The following is a 25037-nucleotide window of genomic DNA, read 5'->3' on the forward strand; positions in this document are numbered from 1 at the left end:
GGGTGGAGCAGCCCGGTAGCTCGTCAGGCTCATAACCTGAAGGTCACAGGTTCAAATCCTGTCCCCGCACCCAAACTTTCCGCAGGCGTCAAAGGTCGATCGCTCCGGCGTCGGCCTTTTTTCATGCCTGCGCATACCACCCATAGTGGTATTTTGGCGACAGCTGAGCCTCCGCGCGCGAATTTTTCTGGCCTGCGGCCGCTTCCCACCCATAATCTCCGTGCAAAGGCCTTTGCGCGCGCCCCAGTTTTGCGTCATGAGTTGCTGTGGAAGGACGCGGGCCGGCAATTGGCCCGTCGATTGAGGTTTTGAGGATAAGATGGCGAACGGTGTCGTTAAGTGGTTCAACCCGGCCAAGGGCTTTGGCTTCATTCAGCCCGAGGACGGCGGCCAGGACGTGTTCGTCCACATCGCCGCGGTTGAACGTTCGGGCCTGTCGGGTCTGAACGAAGGCGATCAAGTGGCTTATGAGCTGGAAGAGGACCGCCGCTCGGGCAAGACCTCGGCCGGCAATCTGCGCGTGACCGGCCATGGCGCCGTTCCGGCCGGCGGCGCGCCGCGTCGTCCGCAGCGCAGCTTCGACGCTCCCCGTGGCGGCGGCTACGGCGGCGGCGGTGGCGGCGGCACCGGCGAAGCCGGTACGGGCGTCGTGAAGTGGTTCAACAGCACCAAGGGCTTCGGCTTCATCCAGCCGGACAACGGCGGTGGCGACATCTTCGTGCACATCTCGGCCGTCGAGCGCGCCGGTCTGCGCGGCCTGAACGAAGGCCAGCAAGTCGGTTACGAACTCGAACAGGACCGCCGCTCGGGCAAGACCTCGGCCGGCAACCTGCGCATCCTCTAAGGGATCGGTCTTTCGGCTGGGCGCGGAGCGCCTGGCCGGCTGCCGACCTGGCGAATTAGGCCCCGTCGGGACCTGGCTTCTGTCGCTGAGACAGGGGCAGGTTCCGGCGGGGCTTTTTCGTGCGCGCGATCCGGTGCCCCGGCGAGCTTTCCCCGGTGAGTTTCCGACGGCTTGGCTGACGCCCAAAAAGAATGGCGGCCTCCCTTGCGAGAGGCCGCCATCCAGATCGTGAGGTCGCCGGCTCCGAAAGCCGGCGGAAGGCCTGATCAGCCGGCCTTGGCGGCCCGCTCGGCGGCGGCCTGGTTCACGGCCAGGGCGGTCATGTTGACGATGCCGCGGGCGGTGACGCTGGGCGTCAGCACGTGCACCGGCCGGCTCATGCCCAGCAGGATCGGACCGACCAGCAGGGCCTCGGTGGCGGCCGTCAGCAGGGTGAGCGCGATGTTGGCCGCGTCCAGGGTCGGCATGACCAGCAGGTTGGCCGAGCCCTTCAGGGTGCTGTCGCCGACCAGGCGGTCGCGCAGGGCCTGGGAGAGGGCGGCGTCGGCGTGCATCTCGCCGTCGACCTCGAGCTCGGGCGCGCCGGCGCGGACCAGGGCCAGGGCCTCGCGCATCTTGCGGGCGGTCGGCGAGTTGGAGGCCCCGAACGAGGAGTGCGAGAGCAGCGCGGCCTTCGGCGTCAGGCCGAAGCGGCGCACCGATTCGGCGGCCAGCAGGGTCATCTCGGCCACCTGCTCGGCGGTCGGGTCGACATTGACGTGGGTGTCGCAGAAGAACAGCGTGCCGTTGTCGAGGATCAGCGACGACATGGCGTAGACCCGGCCGACGTTCTCGCGCTTGGGGATGATCGGCAGGACATAGGTCATGTGCTGCCACCAGTCGCCGCTGCCGCCCACGAGGGCGGCGTCGACCTGGCCGGTCTGCAGCAGCATCGAGGCGGCCACCGTGCGGCGGCCCTCGACGCGGCGCTTGGCGGCCATCGGCGGCACGCCGCGGCGGCCGACCAGGTCCTGGTACTGGCCGATGATCGGCTCGAACAGCTCGCGGTCGGCCTGCGGGTCGAGGATCTCGACGGCGCCGCCCAGATCCAGGCGCAGGCCCATCTCGGCGGCCTTGGCCTTGATCACCTCGCGGCGGCCGATCAGCACGGGGACGGCCAGGCCCTCGTCGACGACGGTCTGCACGGCGCGCAGGACGCGTTCGTCCTCGGCCTCGGCGTAGGCGACGCGGACCTTGGCGGCCTTGGTCGCCTTGCGGGCGCGCTCGAACACCGGGCGCATCAGCTGGCCCGAGCGGTAGACGAACAGCTCCAGCTCGGCGCGGTAGGCGTCGAAGTCGGCGATCGGGCGGGTGGCGACGCCCGACTCCATGGCCGCGCGGGCCACGGCCGGGGCGATCTGCAGGATCAGGCGCGGATCGAACGGCTTGGGGATGATGTACTGGGGGCCGAACATCGGCGCGGCGCCGCCATAGGCCGAAGCCACGACTTCCGAAGCCTCGGCGCGGGCCAGCTCGGCGATGGCCTCGACGGCCGCCACCTTCATGGCCTCGTTGATCTCGGACGCGCCGACGTCGAGCGCGCCGCGGAAGATGAACGGGAAGCAGAGGACGTTGTTGACTTGGTTGGCGTAGTCGCTGCGGCCGGTGGCCATGATGGCGTCGGGGCGCTGGGCGTAGACCAGTTCCGGCAGGATCTCCGGGTCCGGATTGGCCATGGCCAGGATCAGCGGCTTTTCGGCCAGCAGCGGCAGCCACTCGGGCTTGAAGACGCGCGGGGCCGAGAGGCCCAGGAAGATGTCGGCGCCGGGCAGCACGTCGGGCAGGGTGCGCGCGTCGGTCGGACGGGCGTAGCGGGCCATGTTGTCCGGCATGTCCGGGTCGCGGCCGGCGTGGACCACGCCCTTGATGTCGGTGAGGGTGACGTTCTCGACGGGCAGGCCCATCGAGACCAGCAGGTCGACGCAGGCCAGCGCGGCGGCGCCGGCGCCCGAGGTGACCAGCTTGACGTCCTTCAGCTGCTTGCCCTGCACGAGCAGGGCGTTGCGGACGGCGGCGGCGCAGACGATGGCGGTGCCGTGCTGGTCGTCGTGGAAGACCGGAATGTTCATCCGCTCGCGCAGCTTGCGCTCGATGATGAAGCACTCGGGGGCCTTGATGTCCTCGAGGTTGATGCCGCCGAAGGTGGGCTCCAGGGCCGCGACGACCTCGATGAAGCGGTCGGGATCCTTGGCGTCGACCTCGATGTCGAACACGTCGATGCCGGCGAACTTCTTGAAGAGGACGGCCTTGCCTTCCATCACCGGCTTGGAGGCCAGCGGGCCGATGTCGCCCAGGCCCAGCACGGCGGTGCCGTTGGAGATCACGGCGACCAGGTTGCCGCGGGCGGTGTAGTCGCGGGCGAGGTCGGGATCCTCGGCGATGGCGACGCACGGGGCGGCGACGCCGGGGGAGTAGGCCAGGGCCAGGTCTCGCTGGGTGGCCATCCGCTTGGTGGCCTCGATGGCCAGCTTTCCGGGCCGCGGCAGCCGGTGGTAATCCAGGGCGGCTTTACGGAAATCCTCGTCCATCGATCGGTCCTGTTCTGCGCAGCGCGTGGCGCGGGCCGTCTCTTTGTCGCGCTCCCGGGGTTGGGATTACGCACGCGGCCCGTCTGCCGGTGTTGCTAACGGGGTTGGCCGCGCTTTTCCAACCTTACGCAGCGTCCGCCGACCATTTTTTGCGATTCTGCGTCCGTTTGGCTGCGGCTGGGGTCGGCGGGTCGACGCAACGGGCGCGGCTGGTAAGTAATAAAAGACTTATATACGCTCAATCGGCGGGCGCCCGTCGCCGCCTGGCTGGGCGAACCGGCCGGGGACGGGCGGTTCGGCGGCGGCGAGGCTGGACAGTGGGCGCGCGCGGTCTCAGCCTCTGTGCATCAACCTCTTAAGCGAGGTCGAAAGAGCGTATGATGACCAAGATCCCGCAGGACCAAGCATGAGCGGCCTGACGACCCACATCCTCGACACCGCCGCCGGCCGTCCGGCCGCCGGGGTGGCGGTGCGCGTCTATCGCCGGGTGGAAGGTCCGCCGGTGCTGCTGCTGGCGACAAGCACCGACGCCGACGGCCGCGCGCGGCTGGTCGAGGGCGAGGACCTGGCGGTCGGCGGCTATCGGCTGGAGTTCGAGATCGCCGCCTATTTCGCCGCCAGCGGGGCCAAGGTCTCCGATCCGCCGTTCCTCGACGTGGTGACCATCGATTTCGCCGTGGCCGATCGGGCCCAGCACCACCACGTGCCGCTGCTGGTCTCGCCGTTCGGCTATTCGACCTATCGGGGCAGCTGAGATGGGCGGGACGATCCGGTTCCTGCTGAACGGCGAGGCGCGGGAGGCGGCGGGCGTCGACCCGACCACGACCCTGCTGGAGCACCTGCGCGGGCCGCTGCGCAAGACGGGGACCAAGGAAGGCTGCGCCGAGGGCGACTGCGGCTCGTGCACCGTGCTGGTCGGCGAGCTGACCACGGGCGATGATTTGGCGCCGGTGCGCTGGCGGGCGGTCAATTCCTGCATCCAGTTCCTGCCGATGCTGGACGGCAAGGCGGTGATGACCGTCGAGAGCCTGGCGAGCGAGGGTGTGGGCGCCTGCGCCGGCAAGCCGCATCCGGTGCAGCAGGCGATGATCGACAAGCACGGCTCGCAGTGCGGCTTCTGCACGCCGGGGATCGTGATGTCGCTGTACGGCCGGGCGGTCGGGGCCTGCGGGGCGGGGGCGCCGGTCGAGGACGTGCTGGCGGGGAACCTCTGCCGCTGCACCGGCTATGGCCCGATCCTGGAGGCGGCGCGCGAGGTGGTGCGCGAAGAGGCGCCGGACGTGGCCGGCCCGCTGAAAGCGATCCAGCGCGAGACCATGCTGAGCCTGGCGCACGAGGATCCGGTGCGGGGTGTCACCCGCCGCTGGCTGGCGCCGCGCGGCCTGTCGGAGCTGGCGGCCGCCGCCGAGGCCAATCCGGATGCGGCCTTCGTGGCCGGGGCCACGGACGTCGGCCTGTGGGTGACCAAGCTGAGGAAGCCGCCCCAGACCCTGATCGACATCGGCCAGGTGGCCGAACTGAAGACCATCACCCGGGTGGGCGACGCGCTGCGGATCGGCGCCGGCGTTCGCTATGTCGATGCGATCGAGACCCTGGCCGGGCGCTATCCCAGCCTGGGCGAGATGATGCGGCGGCTGGGTTCGACCCAGGTGCGCAACAGCGGCACGATCGGCGGCAATATCGCCAACGGCTCGCCGATCGGCGACATGCCGCCGGCCCTGATCGCGCTGGGCGCCACGCTGGTGCTGCGCCGGGGGGAGCAGACGCGCGAGATCCCGCTGGAGGACTTCTTCATCGCCTATGGCAGGCAGGACCGCACGCCCGGCGAGTTCGTCGAGGCGGTGATCGTGCCGCGCGGCCCGGCGGGACAGATCTTCAAGGTCTACAAGCTCTCCAAGCGCTTCGACCAGGACATCTCTGCCGTCTGCGCGGCCTTCGCGATCACGGTCGTCGATGGCGTGGTGATCGAGGCGCGGGTGGCGTTCGGCGGCATGGCCGGCACGCCCAAGCGGGCCAGCGCCTGCGAGACGGCCCTGATCGGCCGGCCGTGGAGCCCCGAGACGATCGACGACGCCGCCGCCAGGCTGGACGAGGACTATACGCCGCTGTCGGACATGCGGGCCTCTGCCGCCTATCGCGCCAGGACGGCGCGCAACCTCCTGGTCCGGGCCTATCTGGAAAGCGCCGAGCCCGGCGTGGCGACCAGCGTGCTGGCGGAGGCGGCCCATGGCTGATTCCGGAGCCGCGCTAAAGGTCACGCCGTTCCAGGGCGTGCACGCCTCGGTTCCGCACGACAGCGCCCTGCGCCACGTGACGGGCACGGCGATCTATGTCGACGACCTGCCCGAGCCGGCGGGCCTGCTGCATGTGCACCTGGGCATGAGCACCAAGGCCCATGCGCGGATCGTGTCGATGGACCTTTCCGCCGTGCGGGCCTCGCCCGGGGTGGTCTGCGTGCTGAGCGCCGCCGACATTCCCGGCGAGAACGACGTCAGCCCGGTGATCCACGACGACAGGCTGTTCGCGGCCGGCGAGGTCTATTGCGTGGGCCAGAGCCTGTTCGCGGTGGCCGCCACCTCGATCGCCGCCGCCCGGGCGGCGGCGGCCAAGGCCGTGGTCGAGTACGAGGATTTGCCGGCGGCGATCACGATCGGCGAGGCCGAGGCTCTGGACCTGAAGATCGAGGCCAGCCAGCGGATGGCGCGCGGCGACGCGGAGGCCGCCCTGGCCGCCGCGCCCAACCGCCTCCAGGGCCGCCACGCCATCGGCGGCCAGGATCACTTCTATCTCGAAGGCCAGGCCTCGCTGGCGACTCCGCGCGAGGAGGGCGACGTCCACGTCTGGTGCTCAACCCAGCATCCGACCGAGGTGCAGCACCTGATCGCCCGCGTGCTGGGACGGCCAGACCATGCCGTGACGGTGGAGGTGCGGCGCATGGGCGGCGGCTTCGGCGGCAAGGAGACGCAAGCCTCGCTGTTCGCGGCGGCCGCGGCGCTGGTGGCGGTGAAGACCGGCCGCCCGGCCAAGTGCCGGCCCGACCGCGACGAGGACATGGTCATGACCGGCAAGCGGCATGACTTCGAGGTCGAATACGATGTCGGCTTCGACGACGAGGGCCGGCTGCTGGGCGTGAAGCTGGAGCTGGCCTCGCGCTGCGGGGCGACGACGGATCTTTCGCCGGCCATCAACGACCGGGCGATGTTCCACGCCGACAACGCCTACTACCTGCCGGCGGTCGAGATCGTCTCGCACCGCTATCGCACCCACACCGTCTCCAACACCGCCTTTCGGGGCTTTGGCGGGCCACAAGGCATGGCGGCGATCGAGCGGGTGATGGACGCGGTGGCCCAGGCCACGGGCCTGGACCCGCTGGAGGTGCGCCGGCGCAATCTTTACGGCGGAAGCCGGAATCTGACGCCCTACTATCAGGTGGTTGAAGACAACGTCGCGCCGGAGCTGATCGAGGAGCTGGCCCGGTCGTGTGACTACGAGGCCCGGCAGCAGGCGGTGGACGCCTTCAACGCCGCCAATCCGATACTCAAGAAGGGCCTGGCCCTGACGCCGGTGAAGTTCGGCGTCTCGTTCACCACCACCCACCTGAACCAGGCCGGGGCGCTGATCCATATCTACGCCGACGGTTCGATCATGCTGAACCATGGCGGGACGGAGATGGGGCAGGGGCTCTATCTCAAGATGGCGCAGGTGGCGGCCGAGGCGTTCCAGGTTCCGCTGGAGCGGGTGAAGATCACCTCGACCACGACCGACAAGGTGCCCAACACCTCGGCCACGGCCGCCTCGTCGGGGGCGGACCTCAACGGCATGGCGATCCTGGACGCGGCCGGTAAGCTGAAGGGGCGGCTGACGGCCTTTGCCGCCGAGAAGTGGGGCGTCGATCCCTCGCAGGTGGTCTTCTCGCCCGACGGCGTGAGGATCGGCGGCGAGGTGCTGAGCTTCCCGGATCTCTGCCGTCAGGCTTACCTCGCGCGGATCTCGCTGTCGGCCACGGGCTTCTACGCCACGCCGAAGATCACCTATGACCGCAAGACCCATCGCGGACGGCCGTTCTACTACTTCGCCTATGGCGCGGCCTGCAGCGAGGTGGTGATCGACACCCTGACCGGCGAGAGCAAGGTGCTGCGCGCCGACATCCTGCACGACGTGGGCCGCTCGCTGAACCCGGCCATCGATCTTGGCCAGGTGGAGGGGGGCTTCATCCAGGGCATGGGCTGGCTGACCACCGAGGAACTGGTCTACGACGCCAAGGGCGTGCTGAAGACCCATGCCCCCTCGACCTACAAGATCCCGACGGCAAGCGACCGGCCGCGCGTGCTGAACGTCAAGCTCTGGGAGCCCGGCCGCAACGCCGAGCCGACCGTCCACCGCTCCAAGGCCGTGGGCGAGCCGCCGCTGATGCTGGCGATCTCGGTGTTCTCGGCGATCACCCGGGCGGTGGCGGCGGTGGGGGGTCACAAGGTGATGCCGGATCTGGACGCGCCGGCGACGCCGGAGGCGGTGCTGACGGCGGTCGAGGATGTGAGGCGGCGGGCGGCCGATGCGTAGGGGGCGCGCCGCTTTTTTCAAACCTCTCCCAGAGGGAGAAGGAGGGGCCCACGCCGTCAGGCGTGGGAGGGTGAGGGGTTACACCCTCAGCCGTCTTACCCCCTCACCCTCCCACCGCTTCGCGGCGGGCCCCTCCCTCTCCCCATGGGAGAGGTGTGCGTTCGTGGGAGCGGTTTAGATGCTCGCGACCCACAAGAACTGGGCCCGCGCGGCCCTGTCGCGCCTGGATGCCAACGACAACGCCGCCCTCGTCACCGTGCTCGCCACCGAGGGCTCGGCGCCGCGTGAGGCCGGGACCAAGATGGTGGTGTGGGAGGGCGGCCAGTCGGGCACGATCGGCGGCGGCAATCTGGAGCACCAGGCGACCAGCCAGGCGCGGCGGATGCTGACCGGTTCGCAGGCCGCCTTCGCCATCCAGGACTATCCGTTGGGGCCGCTGCTGGCCCAGTGCTGTGGCGGCCGGGTGCGGCTGATGATCGAGCGTGTCGAGGCGGCCAGCCGCGACTGGCTGACCGAAGCGGCCCGGCGGATGGACGCCGACCAGCCGTTCGAGTTGCGCACACGCTTCGACCCGGGCCTGCTGACCAAGACGATCGCGCCGATCGCCGCCCTGGAGGCCGATCCGCCGGCCGTGGTGCTGGGCGGGGCCCCGGCGGCCGCACGCGGCAAGCGGCCCGACCTGGGCGACGAGCTGGTCGAGCGCAGCGAGAGCCCGCGCCGGCCGGTGCTGCTGTTCGGGGCCGGCCATGTGGGCCAGGCGATCGCGCGGGCCTTCGCGCCCCTGCCGTTCAAGCTCTTCTGGTACGACAGCCGGCCCGAGGCGGCCGAGGTTCCAGGCGTGGTGGTGCGCGAGCCGGCCGAGTTGGCGGCCCTGGCCATGGGCGCTCCGCGTGACGCCTACGGCCTGATCCTGACCCACGACCACGCCCTGGACTACGCCCTGGCCTCGGCCGGGCTGGCCGGCGGCGGCTTTGACTATCTGGGCCTGATCGGCTCCAAGACCAAGCGGGCGCGGTTCATGCACCGGCTGCGCGACGACGGGTTTTCGGCGGTGACGCTGAACCGCCTGACCTGCCCGATCGGCCTGCCGGGGCTGAAGAGCAAGGCGCCCGAGGTGATCGCCGTCTCGGTGGCCGCCGACCTGCTGATGCGGCTGGAAGCCGCCCAGGCCAGTAACGACGAGGGGTCTCTTGAGAGCGTTTAGGGCGTCGATCCTCCACCTGCTGGAAGATCCGACGAAATCGGGGGAAGCGATCGGCTTCCACGAGGACGGGCTGCTGGTCGTCGATGGCGGTCGTGTAGTTGCTTGCGGCGACTACGCCGAGCTGGCCCGGGTCCATGCCGATGTCCCGGTCGAGGATCTGAGCGGCCATTGGATCACGCCGGGCTTCATCGACACCCACATCCACTTCCCGCAGGTCGACATCGTCGCCGCCCATGGCGCGCAATTGCTCGACTGGCTGGAGCAGCACACCTTTCCGGCGGAAGCCGCCTTCGCCGATCCGGGCCATGCCAAGGAGGCGGCCGGCTTCTTCGTCGACGAACTGCTGCGCAACGGCACGACCACGGCCCTGGTGTTCGGCTCGGTGCACAAGGGCTCGGTCGAGGCGCTGTTCGCCGAAGCCCTGTCGCGCGACATGCGGCTGATCGCCGGCAAGACCCTTATGGACCGCAACGCGCCGCTGGGCCTGACCGACACCGTCGAGACCGCCCGCGCCGACATGGAAAGCCTGATCGCCGACTGGCACGGCAAGGGGCGGCTCGGCTACGCGGTCACCCCGCGTTTCGCCATCAGTTGCACCGACGCCCAGCTGGAGATGGCGGGGGAAGTGCTGGCCCAGCATCCGGGCGTCTGGATGCAGACCCATCTCTCCGAAAACCCGCGCGAGATCGACGAGACGGCGGAGCTGTTCCCTGGCGCGGCCGACTATCTGGACGTCTACGAGCGGTTCGGCCTGGTTCAGAAGCGCTCGGTCTTCGCTCATTGCGTCCACCTAGCTGGCGAGGCGTTCCAGCGGCTGGCGGCCAAGGACGCGGCGGTGGCCTTCTGCCCGACCTCGAACCTGTTCCTCGGCTCGGGCCTGTTCCCGCTGGACGAGGCCTGTGTGCACGGGGTGAAGGTGGGCATGGGCACCGACGTCGGGGCCGGCACGACCTTATCGATCCTTCACACCCTGGGCGAGGCCTACAAGGTGGGGCAGCTGCGGGGCTCGGCGCTGGATCCGTTCCAGGCGCTGTATCTGGCCACCCTGGGCGGGGCGCGGGCGCTGGATCTCGACGACCGCATCGGCAATCTCGCGCCTGGCAAGGAAGCCGACTTCCTGGTGCTGGACCTGGCCGCGACGCCGCTGCTGAAGCGCCGGCTGGCGGCGGCCAAGGGGCTGGAGGACCGGCTGTTCGCGCTGACCGTGCTGGGCGACGACCGGGTGGTGGCGCGGACGTACCTGGCGGGCGTGGAGCGGCATCGGCGGTAGCCGAGGCCATACCCCAAGACCCTCCCCCTGAAGGGGGAGGTGGCCGCGAAGCGGTCGGAGGGGGAAGGGCCTGCGGAGGCGGAAGTGACTTCCCCCTCCGTCGCCTTCGGCGACACCTCCCCCTTCAGGGGGAGGGTCTTGGAGCCTACGACCCCACCACCCCGTTCATCGTCCGCGCGTACAGCGCCAGCAAACGATCTGCATCCACCTTGATCGCGGCGCTGTGGATCGGCTGGTCGTCCCAGGCCGACGGGCCGTAGAGCTCGCCTTCCACCTTCTGCAGGGTCTGGCCGAGCGCGATGCCCTCGGTGACCACGCGGACCGAGCCGCGGCGGACCTCGAACAGGCTCTCGTCGATGACATAGGCCACGGCGGCGGCGTCGTGGACGCAGCAGCCGACGATGCCGTCGCGGCCGCCGTAGAAGGCCGCGTAGGGCTTGGAGATGGCGTTGAGGAACTGGCCGGCCGGACCGGCCGAGGCTTCCAGCGCCTCCATGAAGTCGGGGCTCATGATCACCTGGGTGGTGACATCCAGGCCGATGACGGTCACGTGCCAGGGGGCGGTGAAGACGCGGTCGGCGGCCTCCGGGTCGTTCCAGATGTTGGCTTCGGCGACCGGGGTGACGTTGCCCGGCTTGCCGGCGACGGCGAAGGCGCCGCCCATGATCACCACGCCCTTGAGCAGGGTGGCGACTTCCGGATCGGCCTCGAGCGCCAGGGCCAGGTTGGTCAGCGGGCCGACGGCGACCAGGGTGATCTCGCCGGGATTGGCGCGGGCCAGGTCGACGATCGCCTGGTGGGCCGGCTTGGCCTCGGGCTGAGCGGGAACCAGGCCTGTCAGCTCGACGTCGCCCAGGCCGTTCTCGCCGTGCACGAAGGTGGGCGAGGGATTGCGCGGGCGGACCAGCGGCTTGTCCGTGCCCTTGAAGATCGGCGCGGTCAGGCCGAAGCGGTCCTTCAGGTAGAGGGCGTTGCGGGTGGTGGTGTCGATGTCGGCGTTGCCGAACACGGTCGTCACCGCCACCAGGTCGAGCGCCGGGCTGGCCTCGATGAACAGCAGGGCCATGGCGTCGTCGATGCCGGGATCGGTGTCGAAGATGATCTTGGTGGTCATCGGTAGGCGGAACTCTTCTCGTTGTTCTGCAAGCGCTTTCCGGGCGCCGCCAGGATCGGCCACCTTAGCGGCCCGCCGCGTCGGGGGCATGTCAAAACGACAACGGCCCGGGCGTTTTTCAACGCCCGGGCCGCCATCAGGTCAGTCTGTCGGGATCGCTTAGCGGCGGGCGCTCAGCGAGATGCCGACGACGCGCGGCTCGTTGACGAAGCCGGTCAGGTTGTTGAAGTCGATGCCGCCGCGCAGGTTCACCTCGTTGGTGATGTTGCGGGCGAACACGGCCACTTCATACGAGCCGTCGGTGCGGCCGTAGCCCAGCTTCAGGCCGCCTTCGAAGGTGTCCTTGCTGTTGAACTCCTTGCTCTCGTAGAGGAAGAGGTTCGTGTAGCCCTGACGGAACCAGTCGGTTTCCGCGAACAGTTCGCCGCCGTCGCCGACCGGCACGTTGTAGCGGGCGCCGAAGTTCAGGATGTATTCCGGCGCGTTCGGGAACGGGTTGCCGTCGACCAGCGCCTGGCCGCTGCTGTTCAGCGGGTCGGTGATGGTGCACTGGGCGCAGACGGCCACGGCCAGGGTCTTATCCTTGATCTCGGTGTGGCTGTAGCTGTAGCCGGCCGTGATCAGCAGGTTCGGGGTGACCTTCCACTCGCCGTCCAGTTCGACGCCGTAGGCTTCGCCCTTCTTGGCGTTGATCAGGCGGTTGGAGTTGCTGCCGCCGCCGACCGCGCTGAACTGCGGATCGTCGATGGTGTAGGTGAACACCGCGCCGTTCAGGCGGACGCGACGCTCGAACAACTCGCTCTTAACACCGGCTTCCCACGACAGGATGGTTTCCGACTGGGCCACCGAGGCGGGGCTGCCGAAGGCGATGTCGCGACCCTGGATCGACGGACCGCGGAAGCCGCGGGCGACCTTGCCGTAGACGCTGACATTGTCGGTGACGGTGTAGAACGCCGACAGATCCCAGCTGGCCTGGCTGTCGGAGACCGACACCGGGGCGATCGCGCCGTACGGGTTCGACAGGACGGTCATGTCCTTGCTGTCGTCGGTCCAGCGGACGCCGGCGGTCACCTTCAGGGCGTCGGTGAACTGGTAGGAGCCCTGACCGAACACGGCCCACGAGGTGTTCTTGTGCTCCAGCGTGGTCGGCGAGACGTAGAAGGGGTTGGTCGTGACGGTGAACGCCGACTTGAAGTAGTAGGCGCCGACCTGCCAGGTGACCTTGCCGTCGGTGTCGCTGGCCAGGCGGATTTCCTGGGTGACCTGGTCGAGGTCGCCGATCGAGTCCTGGGTGTCGGAATCGAACGGGATGAAGCCCGGGCCGACGCCGGCCACGCCGCCGTCGATGTCGCCGCGGCTGCGGCCGTTGGCGGTTTCGTAGGCGCTGATCGAGGTCAGCTTCACGCCGCCGAAGTCATGGTCGACCTTCAGCGAGACGCCGGTCGAGTCGTACTGCTGCGGGTTGTTGGCGCCGCCGTTGTACGAAACCTTGTCGCGATCGAAGTTCGAATTGATCTTGTTGCTGCCGGCCGTGAGGATGTTGGCGCGGAAGATCGCGGCGGTGCCGTCCAGCGAACGGGTGTGGGCCGTGGCGAGGATCTCGGTGTCTTCGCTCGGGGTCATCAGGACCTGCAGGCGAGCGGCCTTTTCGTCATAGCCGCCCAGCGCGTCCTTCACGCCGGTGTAGGTGTTGTCGATGTAGTCGTCGCGGTGCTGGTACAGGGCCGAGGCGCGGACGGCCAGCTTGCCCGGGACGATGGCGCCGCCGACGCCGCCTTCGAAGGTCAGGGTGCCGTACGAGCCGTAGGTGGCCGTGCCGTTGGCCTTGAACTCTTCGCTCGGCTTGACGGTGGTGAACTTGACGATGCCGGCGGTGGTGTTGCGGCCGAACAGGGTGCCTTGCGGGCCGCGCAGGACTTCGACCTGGTCGATGTCATAGACGGGCGAGCTCTTGAGCACGACGTTCTCGAGGACGACGTCGTCCATGATCACCGAGACCGGCTGCGAGGCGGCCAGGTCGAAGTCGGCGTTGCCGAGGCCCCGGATGTAGAAGCGCGGGGCGGCGCGGCCGTTGGAGCTTTCGACGTAGAGGCCCGGCACGCGGCTCGACAGGGCCAGCACGTCCTCGCCGGCGGCGAAGATCGAGGCCAGCTTCTCGCCCGAGACGGCGGCGACGGAGACCGGCACGTCCTGGATGTTTTCCGAGCGCTTCTGGGCGGTGACGATCACGTCGTCGAGGGCGGTCGGCGCGTCCTGGGCTAGGGCCGGGGCCGCGACGGCGGCGGCCAGCAGGAGTACGCCGAAGGCGGCGCTGTTGCGCAGCTTGGCTTGGGTGGTCATTTCGAAATCCCCTTCGAACACCGGTGGAGGACCCGGTTGCGTGGGGTGCAATGCACAATGGCCGCGTCGAAATCAAAAGGCTTGATGACGACTCCGTCTCACTGGCGTGAAGTTTGTAGGGACCGTGTCACTATTTGACCACGCTGCGACAACGGCGCCCAAAACTAGGTCATAAGTCAGGACATACTTACTTATTGTCCTTGGGCGGAGTATCCGCGGGCCTATGGCGCAAGGCGTTGGTCGGCGCCGGCCTGGAGCAGGGAAACGTGCGCCGACACGATTTTCCAGCCGTCTTCGGTGCGCAGCCAGGTCTGGCTCTGGCGGCCGGGCTGTTTTGCCCCGGTTCGCAGGAATTCGACGTTCGCGATCGCGAAATCGCGCCCAAAAGTGGTGATTTCCGTGCGCAGCCGATCGCGCAATGGCGAGCCGCCGGAGCGTCCGATTCGAAAGGCGGCTATCTGCGCGAAGCCGTAGAGGTTCTCGGCCACGCCGTAGCGGACGGTCTCCGGCGCGTCGCGGAAGAAGCCGTCCAGCGCCTCGACGTCGTTGGTCATGAGAGCGGTTTCGTAGGCGTCGACGGCGGCGGTCACCTCGGCCAGGACGTCGGGGGCGTTGATGATCATGCGGACTCTCGGAAGGGAGGGCGGTGGGCGGCGATGACGCCGGCGCGCTCCAGGCGCAGGGCGGCGGCGAAGGCCAGGTCCTCGCGCCAGGCGGGGGCGATCAGCTGCACGCCGATCGGCGGCTTGCCGGGGCGGTTCACCGGGGCGGCGATCACGGGCAGGCCGATATAGCTGATCGGCTGGGTGTAGGCGCCCAGCGTCTTGCGCACCGAAACCTGCACGCCGTCGAGGTCCATGGTCGCTTGGCCGATCGGCGGGGCGGGGCAGGGCGTGACGGGGGCCAGCAGCAGGTCGAAGTCCTCGAACACGCGGCGGGCCGCGTCGCGGAAGACGGGGCGATAGCGGCGGGCGGCCTCGGCGACGCCGTCGGGCAGCAAGGCCCCCGCCAGCAGGCGGTCGCGCACGGCCGGGTCATAGTCGAGGGCGCGCTTGGCCAGGTCGTCGAAATGCAGGCGTCCGCCTTCGGAGGCCGACATCGAAAAGGCGGCGGCGCGGGCGGCCTGGGCGCCGGGCAACTCGACGCCGCGCCGGGCCTGGAGGGCGTCGGCGACGATCTCCAGCGCCTCGACCACCTCGGGGAAGGCGCCCTGCTGGAACCAGCCGCCCAGCACGCCGACGCGCAACGGCTGCTCGGCCAGGGCGTCGAGGCGGGCGGACAGGGGATCGGCGACCGGCGGCGACAGGTCGTCGAGCGGGTCCTCGCCCTGCAGGGCGTCGTAGGCCAGGGCGAGGTCGGCGGCGGTGCGGGCGAACGGGCCGATGTGGTCCAGGCTGTGCACGAACGGGAAGCTGCCGGCCCGCGACAGCCGGCCCAGGGTGGGCTTCAGGCCGTAGATCCCGCACAGGCCGGCCGGGATCCGGATCGAGCCGTTGGTGTCCGAGCCCAGGGTGAGCGGCAGGATACCGCCCGAGACGGCGGCGGCCGAGCCGCCCGATGAGCCGCCGGCGATGCGGGCCGGGTCGTGCGGATTGCGGGTGGGGCCGTCGTGGGCGTTCTCGGTGACGAAGCCGTAGGCGAACTCGTCCATGTTCAGCGCGCCGACCAGCACCGCGCCGGCGGCCTTCATCCTGGCGACGGCCGTGGCGTCGGCGGTCGCGGGGGCGGCGTCGCGGCGGATCTTGCTGCCGGCCAGGGTGACGTGGCCGGTGACGTCGAACAGGTTCTTGACCGCGAACGGGACGCCGGCCAGCGGGCCGGGATCGGCGCCGGCCGCCAGCTGAGCGTCGACGGCGTCGGCCTGGGCCAGCGCTTTGTCCTCGAACACGGCGGTGAAGGCGTTGAACGGCTCGGCCCTGGCGGCGGCGATGGCCTCCTGCGCCGCCTTGCGGGCGGTGGTCCGGCCCTCGCGAATGGCGCGGGTCAGCCCTTGAGCGGTGTCGAAGCTCATGGCGTGAACGGCTCGGCCGGCGCGTCGGGATCGGTCAGGCCCGCGAAGAGGGCCGTCTGGTCGCGCAGCAGGGCGAGGTTCTCGGCGACGCCGGCGCGGCAGCTCTCAGGAATGCGCAGGCCGAGCTCGGCGCTGCGGGAGTCCAGATAGGCGGCGACCTTGGCGTCGGAGAGGTTTTGGAAGGCCGACAGATCGCCGCCCGACATGGGAAGTCACTCACGCTAGAAAGTAATTAGATACTTCATAGCGACCCGACGATAACGCCGCTAGGCCAGAGGTTTCAAGGGGCTAGGAAGGATTGATCGCCCGCCGGATGCGCGAGGGCCGTGCAGGCGGCGCCCAGCGGGCAGGCAGGATGGCGAAAGCGGGCGTGTCGGTGATCGCGCCGCTTCGCCGCCGCGCCGATGCGGCCGGAGACTGGGGGTCGTTTCTTCGTTTCCGGTTCCGCCGTCGCCATGCACCACCACCTGTCCTCCACGCCCGAAACCGTCCGCTTCGGCATCTTCGACGCGGCCTTCGATCCGGTCCTGACCATCCAGCCGGGCGACAGCGTCACCTTCGACTGCGTGTCGGGCGGACCCGAGGTGATGCCGGGCGCGGAGTCGTGGCTGACCATCCCGCCGGCTCTGCAGGCGATCCACGACGCCAGGCTCGACCGGATCGGGCCGCACATTCTCACCGGGCCGGTGGCCATCGCCGGGGCCGAGCCGGGCGACACGCTGGAGGTGCGCATCGAGGCGGTCGAGCCCAACAACGACTGGGGCTACTGCGCCGTGCGGCCGCTGGCCGGCACCATCCCGGAAGACTTCCCCGACCGCTATGTCAGCCACATCGCCGTCGACAAGGCGCGCGGGGTCTGCAAGCCGCAGTGGGGGCCGGAGCTGCCGCTGCGGCCGTTCTTCGGCACCATGGGCGTGGCCCCGCCGGCGAAATACGGACGCCTGTCCAGCCGTGAGCCGCGCGAGCATGGCGGCAACATGGACAACAAGGAACTGGGCGCGGGCGCGACCCTGTTCCTGCCGGTCTGGGTTCCGGGCGCGAACTTCTCGGCCGGCGACGGCCATGGCCGCCAGGGCGACGGCGAGGTCTGCGTCAATGCGCTGGAAATGGGCCTGACCGGCACCTTCACCTTCATCCTGCACAAGGCGGCCGACGTCGGGACCGCGATCTGGCCGCGGGCCGAGACCCCGACCCACTACGTGATCATGGGCTTCAACGAGGACCTCGACCTGGCCATGAAGCAGGCCCTGCGCGGCATGATCGACTTCATCGTGTCGCGGTCGAACCTGACCCGCGTGCAGGCCTATCAGTTCTGCTCGCTGGCCGTGGACTTCCGCGTGACCCAGACGGTCAACGGCGAGAAGGGCGTGCACGGCCTGCTGGAGAAGGGCGTGCTGTTCTGAGGAAGCTTCTCCTCCCCCGTGCAACGGGGGAGGGGGACCGGCGAAGCCGGTGGAGGGGGCGAGACTGGGCGCAGAGGAAGCGGTCGCCCCCTCCGTCACGGCGCGTATCCGCGCCGCGCCACCTCCCCCGTTGCACGAGGGAGGAGTATGGTCCCGCCTGAAGACGCGGGAGGGGGCGCCATGCAGCGACCGGAAGACCTGCCGGCGGCGTTCGCGGCCGCCTGGAACGCGCATGACATGGACGCCTTCGGCGCGCTGTTCGAGGCCGACGCGACCTTCGTCAACCGCTTCGCCACCTTCAGGCGCGGCGTCGAGGAGATCGTCGAACTGCATCGGACCATCCACGAGACCGTCTATCGCGGCTCGGTCATGGCCAATGAGCTGCACGCCGTGGACCTGATCGCGCCGGGCGTGGCGGTGGTGCATTTCTGGTCGCGCCTGAAGACCAGCCAGGCCCATCCGGCCGGGATCCATGAGGTCGACACCCTGTTGATGACGGTGCTGGTCGAGCGCGAGGGCGCCTGGCGGATCAAGGCGGCCGAAAACGTGACCTTCACCGATCCGCGGACGGGCAAGCCGTTGCTGCGCGGCGCCTAGGCGGCCAGGGACTGGTCTTCGGGCTCTGGCGCGTCAGGGCGCGATGGCGCCAGTCCGACCCACAGGCTGTAGAGCGGCCAGGCCGCGAGAACAGCCAGTAGCGGCGCGGTCTCAAGCAGGAAGGACTTGAGCGGGGAGTCGCCGCGCTCCTCAAACGAGATGATCGGCCCATTGACGACGGGCGGCGGCGCCGAGGCGAGGCTGGCGGACATGGCGACCATGGGCAGGGCCAGGCTGGCGCCGCACAGCAGCCAGAAGCTCAGCGCGCCGCGCCGGGCGTCGGCCAGGCGCTTTCGATGGACGCAGAAGCTGACATAGATCAGGACGGCGATGATCGGGCAGAGGATCAGGCCGGTCCAGAATCCCGGGCTGGGAAGGGGCTCGGTCTCTCCGAACGCCAGGCTGGAGATCCAGTTCAGGGCGAAGGGCGTCGCGTACCAGGCGGCGTAGACCGCCACGGCCGCCACCGCGAAGGTTCCGCGCCCGATCCGCCCGGCCGGCCACAGGAAAGCCGCCAGCCAATCCAGCGGTCGGCGCGCCAGCGCGATCATGAACATCCCCCTTCGGCGCAACTGCCGATCGCTGGATGCTAGGCGAGCCGGCGGCGGTCTTGCAGCCACAGGGGTGTGACGATCAGGCCGCCGCCGGCGGTTCCTGCACTTGGGCGGGCCGATCTTCGGGCGGCGGCGAGGGCGAGGGGATCGCTGCGGCCTCGGCCGGCGGCGAAGGCTCTGTGGCCAGCAGGGCCCAGTGGGTGCGGAAGAAGGTCATGTCAGTTCTCCCGGGTCATGGCGATGAGGCGGGCCTGCAGCGCCTGCGGCGGTTCGCTGCCCGGATCGCCGTCGTGCAGCACGCGGGCGAACCAGTAGCCGTCGGCGGCCAGACGGACGACGTGCAGGCGCGGGTCGAGGTCGGTGGCGGCGTGGCGCACGAGGCGCTCGTCGATCCAGTCGCGCCAGCGGCGGCGCAGGGCCGGGTCGGTGACCATCGAGATCGACAGGGCCTGGCCGCTGAGCGCCATGTCGCAGCACTCGAAGGTCGAGACGACATAGGCGCGGGTGAAGCAGCCGTGGGAAACGTCGTCGGCCATCAGCCGGTCCAGCGCCTCGTCCATCTGTTCGAGCATGAAGTCGAACACGGCGTCGATCAGCGCCTGCTTGCTGGCGAAGTGGTGGAAGAGCCCGCCCTTGGTGACGCCGGCGCGGTCGGCCACGGCCTGGACGGTGATCCCGCCCAGGCCCTGCTCCTCGGCCAGGGCGACGGCGGCGTCGAGCAGGGCGCGGCGCACCTGCTCGGGCTGCTTGGGGCGGTTGTAGGCGGTGGTGTTCATCCGTGGGCCACGCTGCGCGAGAAGAGCTGGGTGACCAGCACGCCGGAAACGATCAGGCCGATGCCCAGCATGGCGGGCGCGTCGAGCTTCTGGCGGAACAGCACCACCCCGATCGCCGCCGTCAGCACGATCCCGACCCCGCCCCAGATGGCGTAGGCCACGCCCAGCGGCACGTGCTTGAGGGCCAGGGACAGGAAGTAGAAAGCGGCGGCGTAGAGCCCGGCCATGGCAAGGGTGGGAACCAGCTTGGTGAACTGCTCCGACTTCTGCAGGAAGGTGGTGCCGGCCACCTCGGCGGCGATGGCCGCGGCGAGCATGGCGTAGGCGGAAGCGGGGACGGACACGGGCGAGCCTCGGTGGTGACGACTCAAGATACCGCTTGGTCGGTTTGTTTTCAAGATGGGTGCAAGCGATCCTTCTCCCCTTGCGGGAGAAGGTGTCGGCGAAGCATCGTGAGAGGAGCCTCCCCCTGTGGGGGAGGTGATCGCGTAGCGATCGGAGGGGGGCGTGGATGCAGAATGGGCCGGTGCGGCGAAAGCTGAAAGCGTCCCCCCACCGGCCTTCGGCCGCCTCCCCCAGAGGGGGAGGTTTCTAGAGGCCCAGCAGCCGCTTCACCACGAACTCCAGCATCTCGGGCGTCAGCGGGCGGCGGGTGGCCTGGTTGTTCATGGCCAGGCCGCTGATGACGTCGATGACCAGGTCGGGATCGATCTCGGGGCCGATCTGGCCGCGGGCGATGGCGCGTTCGACCACCTGGCGGTTGTAGGCGCGGCGGCGCTGGAAGTCGTCGCTGGCGCCGTGGAACAGTTCCGGCCGCACGCGGCTCTCGGCGATCAGGAAGCTCATGCACGGCCCGACGACCGGGTCGTTGTAGAGGTCGATCATCGCCTGGCCCAGGGCGACGAGGTCGGTGACGACGTCGCCGGTGTCGGGCAGGGTGGCGAACAGGAAGGCCTCGTTGAAGGCCTCGCCCACCGCCTGCATGGGCGTGGCCCAGCGGCGATAGAAGGTGGCGCGCGGGGCGCCGGCCTTGTCGCAGATCTTCTCCAGGGTCAGGCCCGACATGCCGTGGGCGGCCAGCACTTCCAGCGCCGCGCGCTTTAGACGCCTTTCCACCTCGGGGTCGCGCGGGCGGCCGGGACCGCGGCGGGGGGCGGGCGTGTCGGAGGGCGGGGCGGGCGTCTGTCCGGCGTCGAAGTCCATGACCGCAACCTAGAGGTAAAACCGAACAGCGGTCAAAAAAAGCGGCGCATCCTGGGGAGGATGCGCCGCGAAAACGCGCGATCCTGGGAAGGCTGTCCGCGCGAGGTCGGGGTCGCCGTCAGAACTTGCCTCGCGGCCCGGCGTGGGCGTCAGTGAGGTAAGGTCTCTGCGTCGATGTGGTCATACCTTAATTCGACGATGAGGTAAGGCCAATAGTTGGCGTGGTCGACCAGGCGGCGAGCTGCGGCTTGCGCGATATTGTTGATATCGATATCAGTTTGTTGATCCCAGTTTGGTCGCGGTGCGGCCGGCGGGGCTACGAACGATAATCGACCGCCCGCGCGCCGATGCGCCGCCAGGGTGGAAGGGGAGGAGGCGACGCGATGAAGCCCACACGCCGCGACCTGGTCGCGCTGGCCGCGATGTCCGCCGCCGCCACGACCGCTCACGCCGGCGAGACCGCCCGGCGTCACCAGATCGCCTCGCCCGACGGCCGGCTGAAGGCGGTGGTCGACGTCTCGGGCGCGATCCCCCGCTGGAGCGCGACCTATGACGGCAAGCCGCTGCTGCTGCCGTCGAACCTGGGGCTGTGGCTCGCCGAAGGGCGGTTGCTGGGCGAGGGCGCGAAGCTGGCCGGCGTCACGCCCCAGGCCTTCGAAGGCGACTGGTCGCCGCCGTTCGGGCAGTCGGCCCGCTATGACCAGTCGGGCCGCCAGATCACCTTGCACATGGTCGATCCCAAGGCGGGGATCCGGTTCGACATCGTCCTGCGGGTGCTGAACGGGGCCGTGGCGGTACGCTACGTGCTGACGGGCCTGGCCAAGGGTGAAACCCTCGCGCTGATGGGCGAGCGGACGGGCTTCCGCTTCCCCGAGACGGCGCGGCTCTACGCCAGCCGCGACGAGGGCGACATCCACGTCTCCACCCAGGCCGGCCTCGCGCCGCTGGAGCATCCGGACCTGACGGGCTCGTCCGACAAGGGGCCCTTCGCCGATCTGCCGATCACGGTGGACGTCGGCAACGGCGTCTACGGCTTCATCGCCGAGTCCGACCGGCTGCACTATCCGCGCTGCATGGCGCGGGCGCACGACAAGGGCGGGCTGGTCACCTACCTGATGCGCTATCCGGGCCGGGCGACCGGCTGGGGCGGCCAGGACGACACGCCGGAAGCGGCGACCTTCGAGATTGGCGTCGGCCAGAAAACGCCCTGGCGCGTGCTGCTGGCGGCCGACAGCGCCAAGGGCCTGATCGAGCGCCACCACGTGGTCCCGACCCTGGCGAGCCCGAACCAGCTGGGCGACGTCTCGTGGGTGAGGCCCGGCCACGCCTTCCGGATCATGAAGCCCTATTCCACCGAGGCCTCGCTGAAGGCGGTCGACTTCGCCCAGAAGCGCAACATCCAGTACGTGCTGTTCGACGCCCACTGGTACGGCGACGGGACCGACGCCTCTGACCCGACCGCCCCGATCGCCGCCTTGGACCTGCAAAGGGTGATCGACTACGCCAAGGCGAGGGGCATCGGCGTGCTGGTCTATATCGACCGGGTGGCGGTGACCAAGGCGCTGACCGACATGTGCCGGCTCTACCAGCGCTGGGGCCTGGCGGGGGTGAAGCTGGGCTTCATGTGGGAGGGCCGGCAGTCGGACGTCGACTTCATCACCAAGGTGGTGCGGGCCTTTGGCGAGCACGGCATGGTCGTGAACCTGCACGACAACCTGCGCCCGGCGGGGCTGGAGCGCACCCTGCCCAATTACCTGACCCTGGAGGGGGTGAAGGGCAACGAGCAGTTCCCGGCCCCGCGCCACCACGTGAACCTGGCCTTCACCCGGCCGATCGCCGGGCCGATCGACTACACGATCTGCTACGCCCAGGAGCGCAACCAGACCACCAACGCCCACCAGCTGGCCCTGGCGGTCACCTGCTACAGCCCGCTGACCCTGCTCTACTGGTACGACAAACCCGAGAAGTACGAGGGCCAGCCCTGGCCGGAGCTGGAATGGTTCGACGCCTGCCCGACCACCTGGGACGAGACTCGGGCGATCGCCGGCGAGCTGGGCGAATACGTCGTCATCGCCCGCCGCAAGGGGCGCACCTGGTTCCTCGGCGCCCTGACCAACGAGATGGAGCGGCGGCTGGACCTGGATCTGGGCTTCCTGGGCGCGGGCAAGTGGACGGCCGTGCGCTACAAGGACGGCGATCTGGCCCGGCCGGCCAACCGCACCAAGGTGGTCATCGAGCGCCAGACGGTGGATGCAGGGACGCGTCTGCGGCTGCAGCTGAACGCGGCGGGCGGCCAGGCGATACGGTTCGAGCCGTTGGGGTAGGCAGGGGCGGCATTCACCTCCTTGCCTGCACTCAACGCCGAGCATCCCCGCGAAGGCGGGGATCCAAGCTGTCTTTCAGGATGAGGCGCGACCGTTGATCACCCGCGGACTCGGCTTGGATCCCCGCCTACGCGGGGAACTGACGGACTGGGGGGCAGTCGGGACTGAGGGCAAAAAAACGGGGCGCCGGGCAGACGGCGCCCCTTGGTCTTGGAAGTCGGGAGGAACTTGCGTCCAAGAAGTGAGCGCCGCAGGGTGGCGCCGCAAGATTTGATATCGATACCAATTGATGGGGTGGCTGTCAATCGGTGTTCGTTGAGGGGACAGCTACTCTTCCGTTATCCCGGCCGGAACGCGCAGCGCGCAGAGCCGGGACCCAGGGGCGGCCGCATCGCGTGGGCCGTCGCCGGGGCGCTTGATTGATCCGCCGAGCCCGGTCCCCTGGGTCCCGGATAACGGCTTTGCCGTTTCCGGGATGACGAGGAGGAGAAAGCTACCGCGTCACCCAGAACCCGTCGAAGTCGGTCCAGCCGATCCGCGTCGCGGTGTTGGCCGGCGTCCCCGCCGGGGCCTGGGCGAAGATCCCGACCTGGCTGCCGACCCAGCGTCCCGGGCGGCTGACGAAGGGCGCGCCGACGGGGGTGAAGGCCTGGCCGTCCAGGCTGTAGCTGAGGGTCACCCGGGCGTGCAGCGAGCGCAGCATCGAGGGCCAGTAGGGCGAGAACTCCGGCGGCGGGTCGGCGACGACGACGGGCTCGGCGGTCATCCGCAGCCAGACGGCGGTCGGCGCCTTGGCCTGGATCACCTCGACCCGTTCGGGCTGGAACTTGTCGGCCCCCAGGCGATCGACGCGGACCAGGGCGGGGCCGGCGGCGGTGTTCTGCAGGCCGATCCAGGCGTAGTCGGAGCCGAACATCACGAGGCCCGCCCGCTCGCCGACCGCGTTGGGCGCGAAGTCGAGCTTAGTGGTCACGGTGAAGCGCTCGGCCGGCAGCTTCTGGGTTAGCAGGGCGCCGGTCTCCCAGAGGTTCTCCGGCGAGGAGATCGACTTCAGCCGTAGGCGGCCGGGCGCGGCTTTCAGGTCGGCCCAGTCGGCCTGGGCGTTGGCGTTCCATTGCCAGGCCGGCGACAGGCGGCCGTCGAAGTCGTCGCTGTCCTGCGGGGCGAGGATCGGGGAGGGGGTCTTGGCCGCTGGCTTGCGGTGGTGGAGCACCGGCTGGCCGATGCCGTCGCCGTCCGGATCCTCGCCGATGACGGGCCAGCCGTCCTTCCAGGCCATGGGCTGCAGCCACACCCGGCGGCCATAGGAGTCGGCGTCCTGGAAGTGCAGGAACCAGTCCTCGCCGGTTGGGGTGGTCACCCAGGCGCCCTGGTGGGGGCCGTTGATTTCGGTGGGGCCCTGGTCGAGCACGTCGCGGCCCTCGTAGGGGCCGGCCAGCGTGCGCGAGCGGAACACGCCCTGCCAGCCGCCCTTCACGCTGCCGCTGGGCACGAACAGATAGTACCAGCCGTTTTTCTTGTAGAGCTTGGGGCCTTCGGTGGTCATCCAAGGGAACGGCCCGCGCGACGTCTGCACCTTGGGCTGCTTGTCGCCCTCGACCAGGGTGATCGCCTCGCCGACCGCGCGGTCGCCGGCCTTGTTGAGGCGGCGGGCGGTGATGACGTTGGCGAAGCCGGCGCGGCTGCGGGCGAAGGCGGTGACCAGCCAGCCCTGGCCGTCGTCGTCCCAGAAGGGGGCCGGGTCGATGACGCCGCGGCGGTCGTCAACCAGCACCGGCTTGGACCACGGCCCGGCCGGGTCCTTGGCCTTGACCAGGAAGACGCCGAAGTCGGGGTCCGGATAGTAGATCAGGAACTCGCCGTTGCGGTGGCGGATGGCCGGGGCCCAGACCCCGCCGCCGCGACGCGGCGTGGCGTGGTGGGCGACGGGCGTGATCTGGGGCAGGGCGTGGCCGATGATCGTCCAGTTGACGAGGTCGGTCGACTTCAGGATCGGCAGGCCGGGCGCGTTGGTGAACGAGGACGAGACCAGGTAGTAGGCGTCGCCCACGCGGACGGCGTCGGGGTCGGAATAGTCGCCGGCCAGGACCGGGTTCTTGTAGGTCCCGTCGCCCTGGTCGGGCAGCCAGGCGCGCTCGGTCTTGAGGGGCGCCGCCGCCGAAGCCGGAAGCGCCGCCAGCGCCGCCGCGAGCAGCATCCACCCGCCGAATGCTCGACCCAAGCCCGTCATCACGCCTCCCAACACTCTTGTTTTGATATCGTTATCATTA

General features: G+C 69.6%; 21 protein-coding genes and 1 pseudogene. 10 read left to right on the forward strand and 12 right to left on the reverse strand.

Features of this window, described 5'->3' with window-relative positions; all coding sequences use genetic code 11:
• Nucleotides 1-319 precede the first annotated feature (319 nt).
• Together AC07NS_RS24710 and AC07NS_RS24715 are read left to right on the forward strand one after the other, a co-directional pair.
• Nucleotides 320-523 (forward strand): annotated as a pseudogene (locus AC07NS_RS24710) (cold-shock protein); the annotation flags it as partial.
• A gap of 126 nt (nt 524-649) precedes the next feature.
• A complete protein-coding gene (locus AC07NS_RS24715) occupies nt 650-844 on the forward strand; it encodes a cold-shock protein (protein ID WP_233245359.1) in 195 nt (64 codons plus the stop codon).
• A gap of 266 nt (nt 845-1110) precedes the next feature.
• Here AC07NS_RS24715 and AC07NS_RS24720 read toward each other — a convergent pair whose 3' ends face one another.
• Nucleotides 1111-3411, reverse strand: a complete 2301-nt coding sequence (locus AC07NS_RS24720) for an NADP-dependent malic enzyme (RefSeq protein WP_494607618.1) — start codon at nt 3409-3411, stop codon at nt 1111-1113.
• A 406-nt stretch (nt 3412-3817) separates the two neighbouring features.
• On the opposite strand from AC07NS_RS24720, the gene uraH reads away from it, so the two are divergent.
• The 5 genes from uraH (at nt 3818) to guaD (ending at nt 10445) form a co-directional block, all read left to right on the forward strand.
• Nucleotides 3818-4165: a hydroxyisourate hydrolase gene (uraH, locus tag AC07NS_RS24725; protein WP_494607620.1), complete on the forward strand. Its 348-nt coding sequence runs from the start codon at nt 3818-3820 to the stop codon at nt 4163-4165.
• Between the two features lies 1 nt (nt 4166).
• The gene (xdhA, locus tag AC07NS_RS24730; protein ID WP_494607622.1) at nt 4167-5645 is read left to right on the forward strand and encodes a xanthine dehydrogenase small subunit; all 1479 of its coding nucleotides are present in this window, start codon (nt 4167-4169) and stop codon (nt 5643-5645) included.
• Nucleotides 5638-7971 (forward strand): xanthine dehydrogenase molybdopterin binding subunit, encoded by a 2334-nt coding sequence (gene xdhB, locus AC07NS_RS24735; RefSeq protein WP_494607624.1) that lies wholly within the window; start codon nt 5638-5640, stop codon nt 7969-7971. The genes xdhA and xdhB overlap by 8 nt, the downstream gene beginning before the upstream one ends.
• Nucleotides 7972-8149: 178 nt before the next feature.
• Nucleotides 8150-9175 (forward strand): xanthine dehydrogenase accessory protein XdhC, encoded by a 1026-nt coding sequence (gene xdhC / locus AC07NS_RS24740; RefSeq protein ID WP_494607625.1) that lies wholly within the window; start codon nt 8150-8152, stop codon nt 9173-9175.
• Entirely contained in the window at nt 9162-10445 is a 1284-nt protein-coding gene (gene guaD / locus AC07NS_RS24745) for a guanine deaminase (RefSeq protein WP_494607627.1), read from the forward strand. Before xdhC ends, guaD begins: the two co-directional genes overlap by 14 nt.
• A gap of 145 nt (nt 10446-10590) precedes the next feature.
• Here guaD and AC07NS_RS24750 read toward each other — a convergent pair whose 3' ends face one another.
• The 5 genes from AC07NS_RS24750 to AC07NS_RS24770 form a co-directional block, all read right to left on the reverse strand.
• Entirely contained in the window at nt 10591-11559 is a 969-nt protein-coding gene (locus tag AC07NS_RS24750; protein WP_494607629.1) for a nucleoside hydrolase, read from the reverse strand.
• Nucleotides 11560-11718: 159 nt separating this feature from the next.
• Nucleotides 11719-13899: a TonB-dependent receptor gene (locus tag AC07NS_RS24755; RefSeq protein WP_494607631.1), complete on the reverse strand. Its 2181-nt coding sequence runs from the start codon at nt 13897-13899 to the stop codon at nt 11719-11721.
• A gap of 221 nt (nt 13900-14120) precedes the next feature.
• Complete coding sequence (gene hpxZ / locus AC07NS_RS24760) at nt 14121-14522, reverse strand: oxalurate catabolism protein HpxZ (protein ID WP_494607633.1); 402 nt, start codon at nt 14520-14522, stop codon at nt 14121-14123.
• Complete coding sequence (locus tag AC07NS_RS24765; RefSeq protein ID WP_494607635.1) at nt 14519-15910, reverse strand: AtzE family amidohydrolase; 1392 nt, start codon at nt 15908-15910, stop codon at nt 14519-14521. The genes hpxZ and AC07NS_RS24765 overlap by 4 nt, the downstream gene beginning before the upstream one ends.
• Entirely contained in the window at nt 15907-16116 is a 210-nt protein-coding gene (locus AC07NS_RS24770) for an AtzG-like protein (RefSeq protein ID WP_494607636.1), read from the reverse strand. The genes AC07NS_RS24765 and AC07NS_RS24770 overlap by 4 nt, the downstream gene beginning before the upstream one ends.
• A 249-nt stretch (nt 16117-16365) precedes the next feature.
• Here AC07NS_RS24770 and AC07NS_RS24775 point away from each other — a divergent pair, with 249 nt between their 5' ends.
• Together AC07NS_RS24775 and AC07NS_RS24780 are read left to right on the forward strand one after the other, a co-directional pair.
• Nucleotides 16366-17313, forward strand: coding sequence for an acetamidase/formamidase family protein (locus AC07NS_RS24775; RefSeq protein ID WP_494607638.1), 948 nt, complete (start codon nt 16366-16368; stop codon nt 17311-17313).
• A 180-nt stretch (nt 17314-17493) separates the two neighbouring features.
• Nucleotides 17494-17910, forward strand: a complete 417-nt coding sequence (locus tag AC07NS_RS24780; protein WP_494607640.1) for an SgcJ/EcaC family oxidoreductase — start codon at nt 17494-17496, stop codon at nt 17908-17910.
• Here the strand turns inward: AC07NS_RS24780 and AC07NS_RS24785 are convergent.
• From AC07NS_RS24785 to AC07NS_RS24805, 5 genes are all read right to left on the reverse strand, one after another.
• The gene (locus tag AC07NS_RS24785; RefSeq protein ID WP_494607642.1) at nt 17907-18461 is read right to left on the reverse strand and encodes a hypothetical protein; all 555 of its coding nucleotides are present in this window, start codon (nt 18459-18461) and stop codon (nt 17907-17909) included. The two genes, AC07NS_RS24780 and AC07NS_RS24785, sit on opposite strands and share 4 nt — an antisense overlap.
• Nucleotides 18462-18543: 82 nt before the next feature.
• Nucleotides 18544-18681 (reverse strand): hypothetical protein, encoded by a 138-nt coding sequence (locus tag AC07NS_RS24790; protein WP_494607644.1) that lies wholly within the window; start codon nt 18679-18681, stop codon nt 18544-18546.
• Between the two features lies 1 nt (nt 18682).
• A complete protein-coding gene (locus AC07NS_RS24795) occupies nt 18683-19240 on the reverse strand; it encodes a TetR/AcrR family transcriptional regulator (RefSeq protein WP_494607646.1) in 558 nt (185 codons plus the stop codon).
• The gene (locus AC07NS_RS24800; protein WP_494607761.1) at nt 19237-19557 is read right to left on the reverse strand and encodes a DMT family transporter; all 321 of its coding nucleotides are present in this window, start codon (nt 19555-19557) and stop codon (nt 19237-19239) included. Before AC07NS_RS24800 ends, AC07NS_RS24795 begins: the two co-directional genes overlap by 4 nt.
• Nucleotides 19558-19831: 274 nt before the next feature.
• The gene (locus tag AC07NS_RS24805; RefSeq protein ID WP_494607648.1) at nt 19832-20443 is read right to left on the reverse strand and encodes a TetR/AcrR family transcriptional regulator; all 612 of its coding nucleotides are present in this window, start codon (nt 20441-20443) and stop codon (nt 19832-19834) included.
• 383 nt (nt 20444-20826) lie between these two features.
• On the opposite strand from AC07NS_RS24805, the gene AC07NS_RS24810 reads away from it, so the two are divergent.
• Nucleotides 20827-22767, forward strand: a complete 1941-nt coding sequence (locus tag AC07NS_RS24810; protein ID WP_494607650.1) for a glycoside hydrolase family 97 protein — start codon at nt 20827-20829, stop codon at nt 22765-22767.
• A 493-nt stretch (nt 22768-23260) separates the two neighbouring features.
• Here AC07NS_RS24810 and AC07NS_RS24815 read toward each other — a convergent pair whose 3' ends face one another.
• A complete protein-coding gene (locus AC07NS_RS24815) occupies nt 23261-24997 on the reverse strand; it encodes a glycoside hydrolase family 43 protein (RefSeq protein ID WP_494607652.1) in 1737 nt (578 codons plus the stop codon).
• Nucleotides 24998-25037: the final 40 nt, after the last annotated feature.

Source organism: Caulobacter sp. GW821-FHT10A10, from assembly GCF_059415745.1.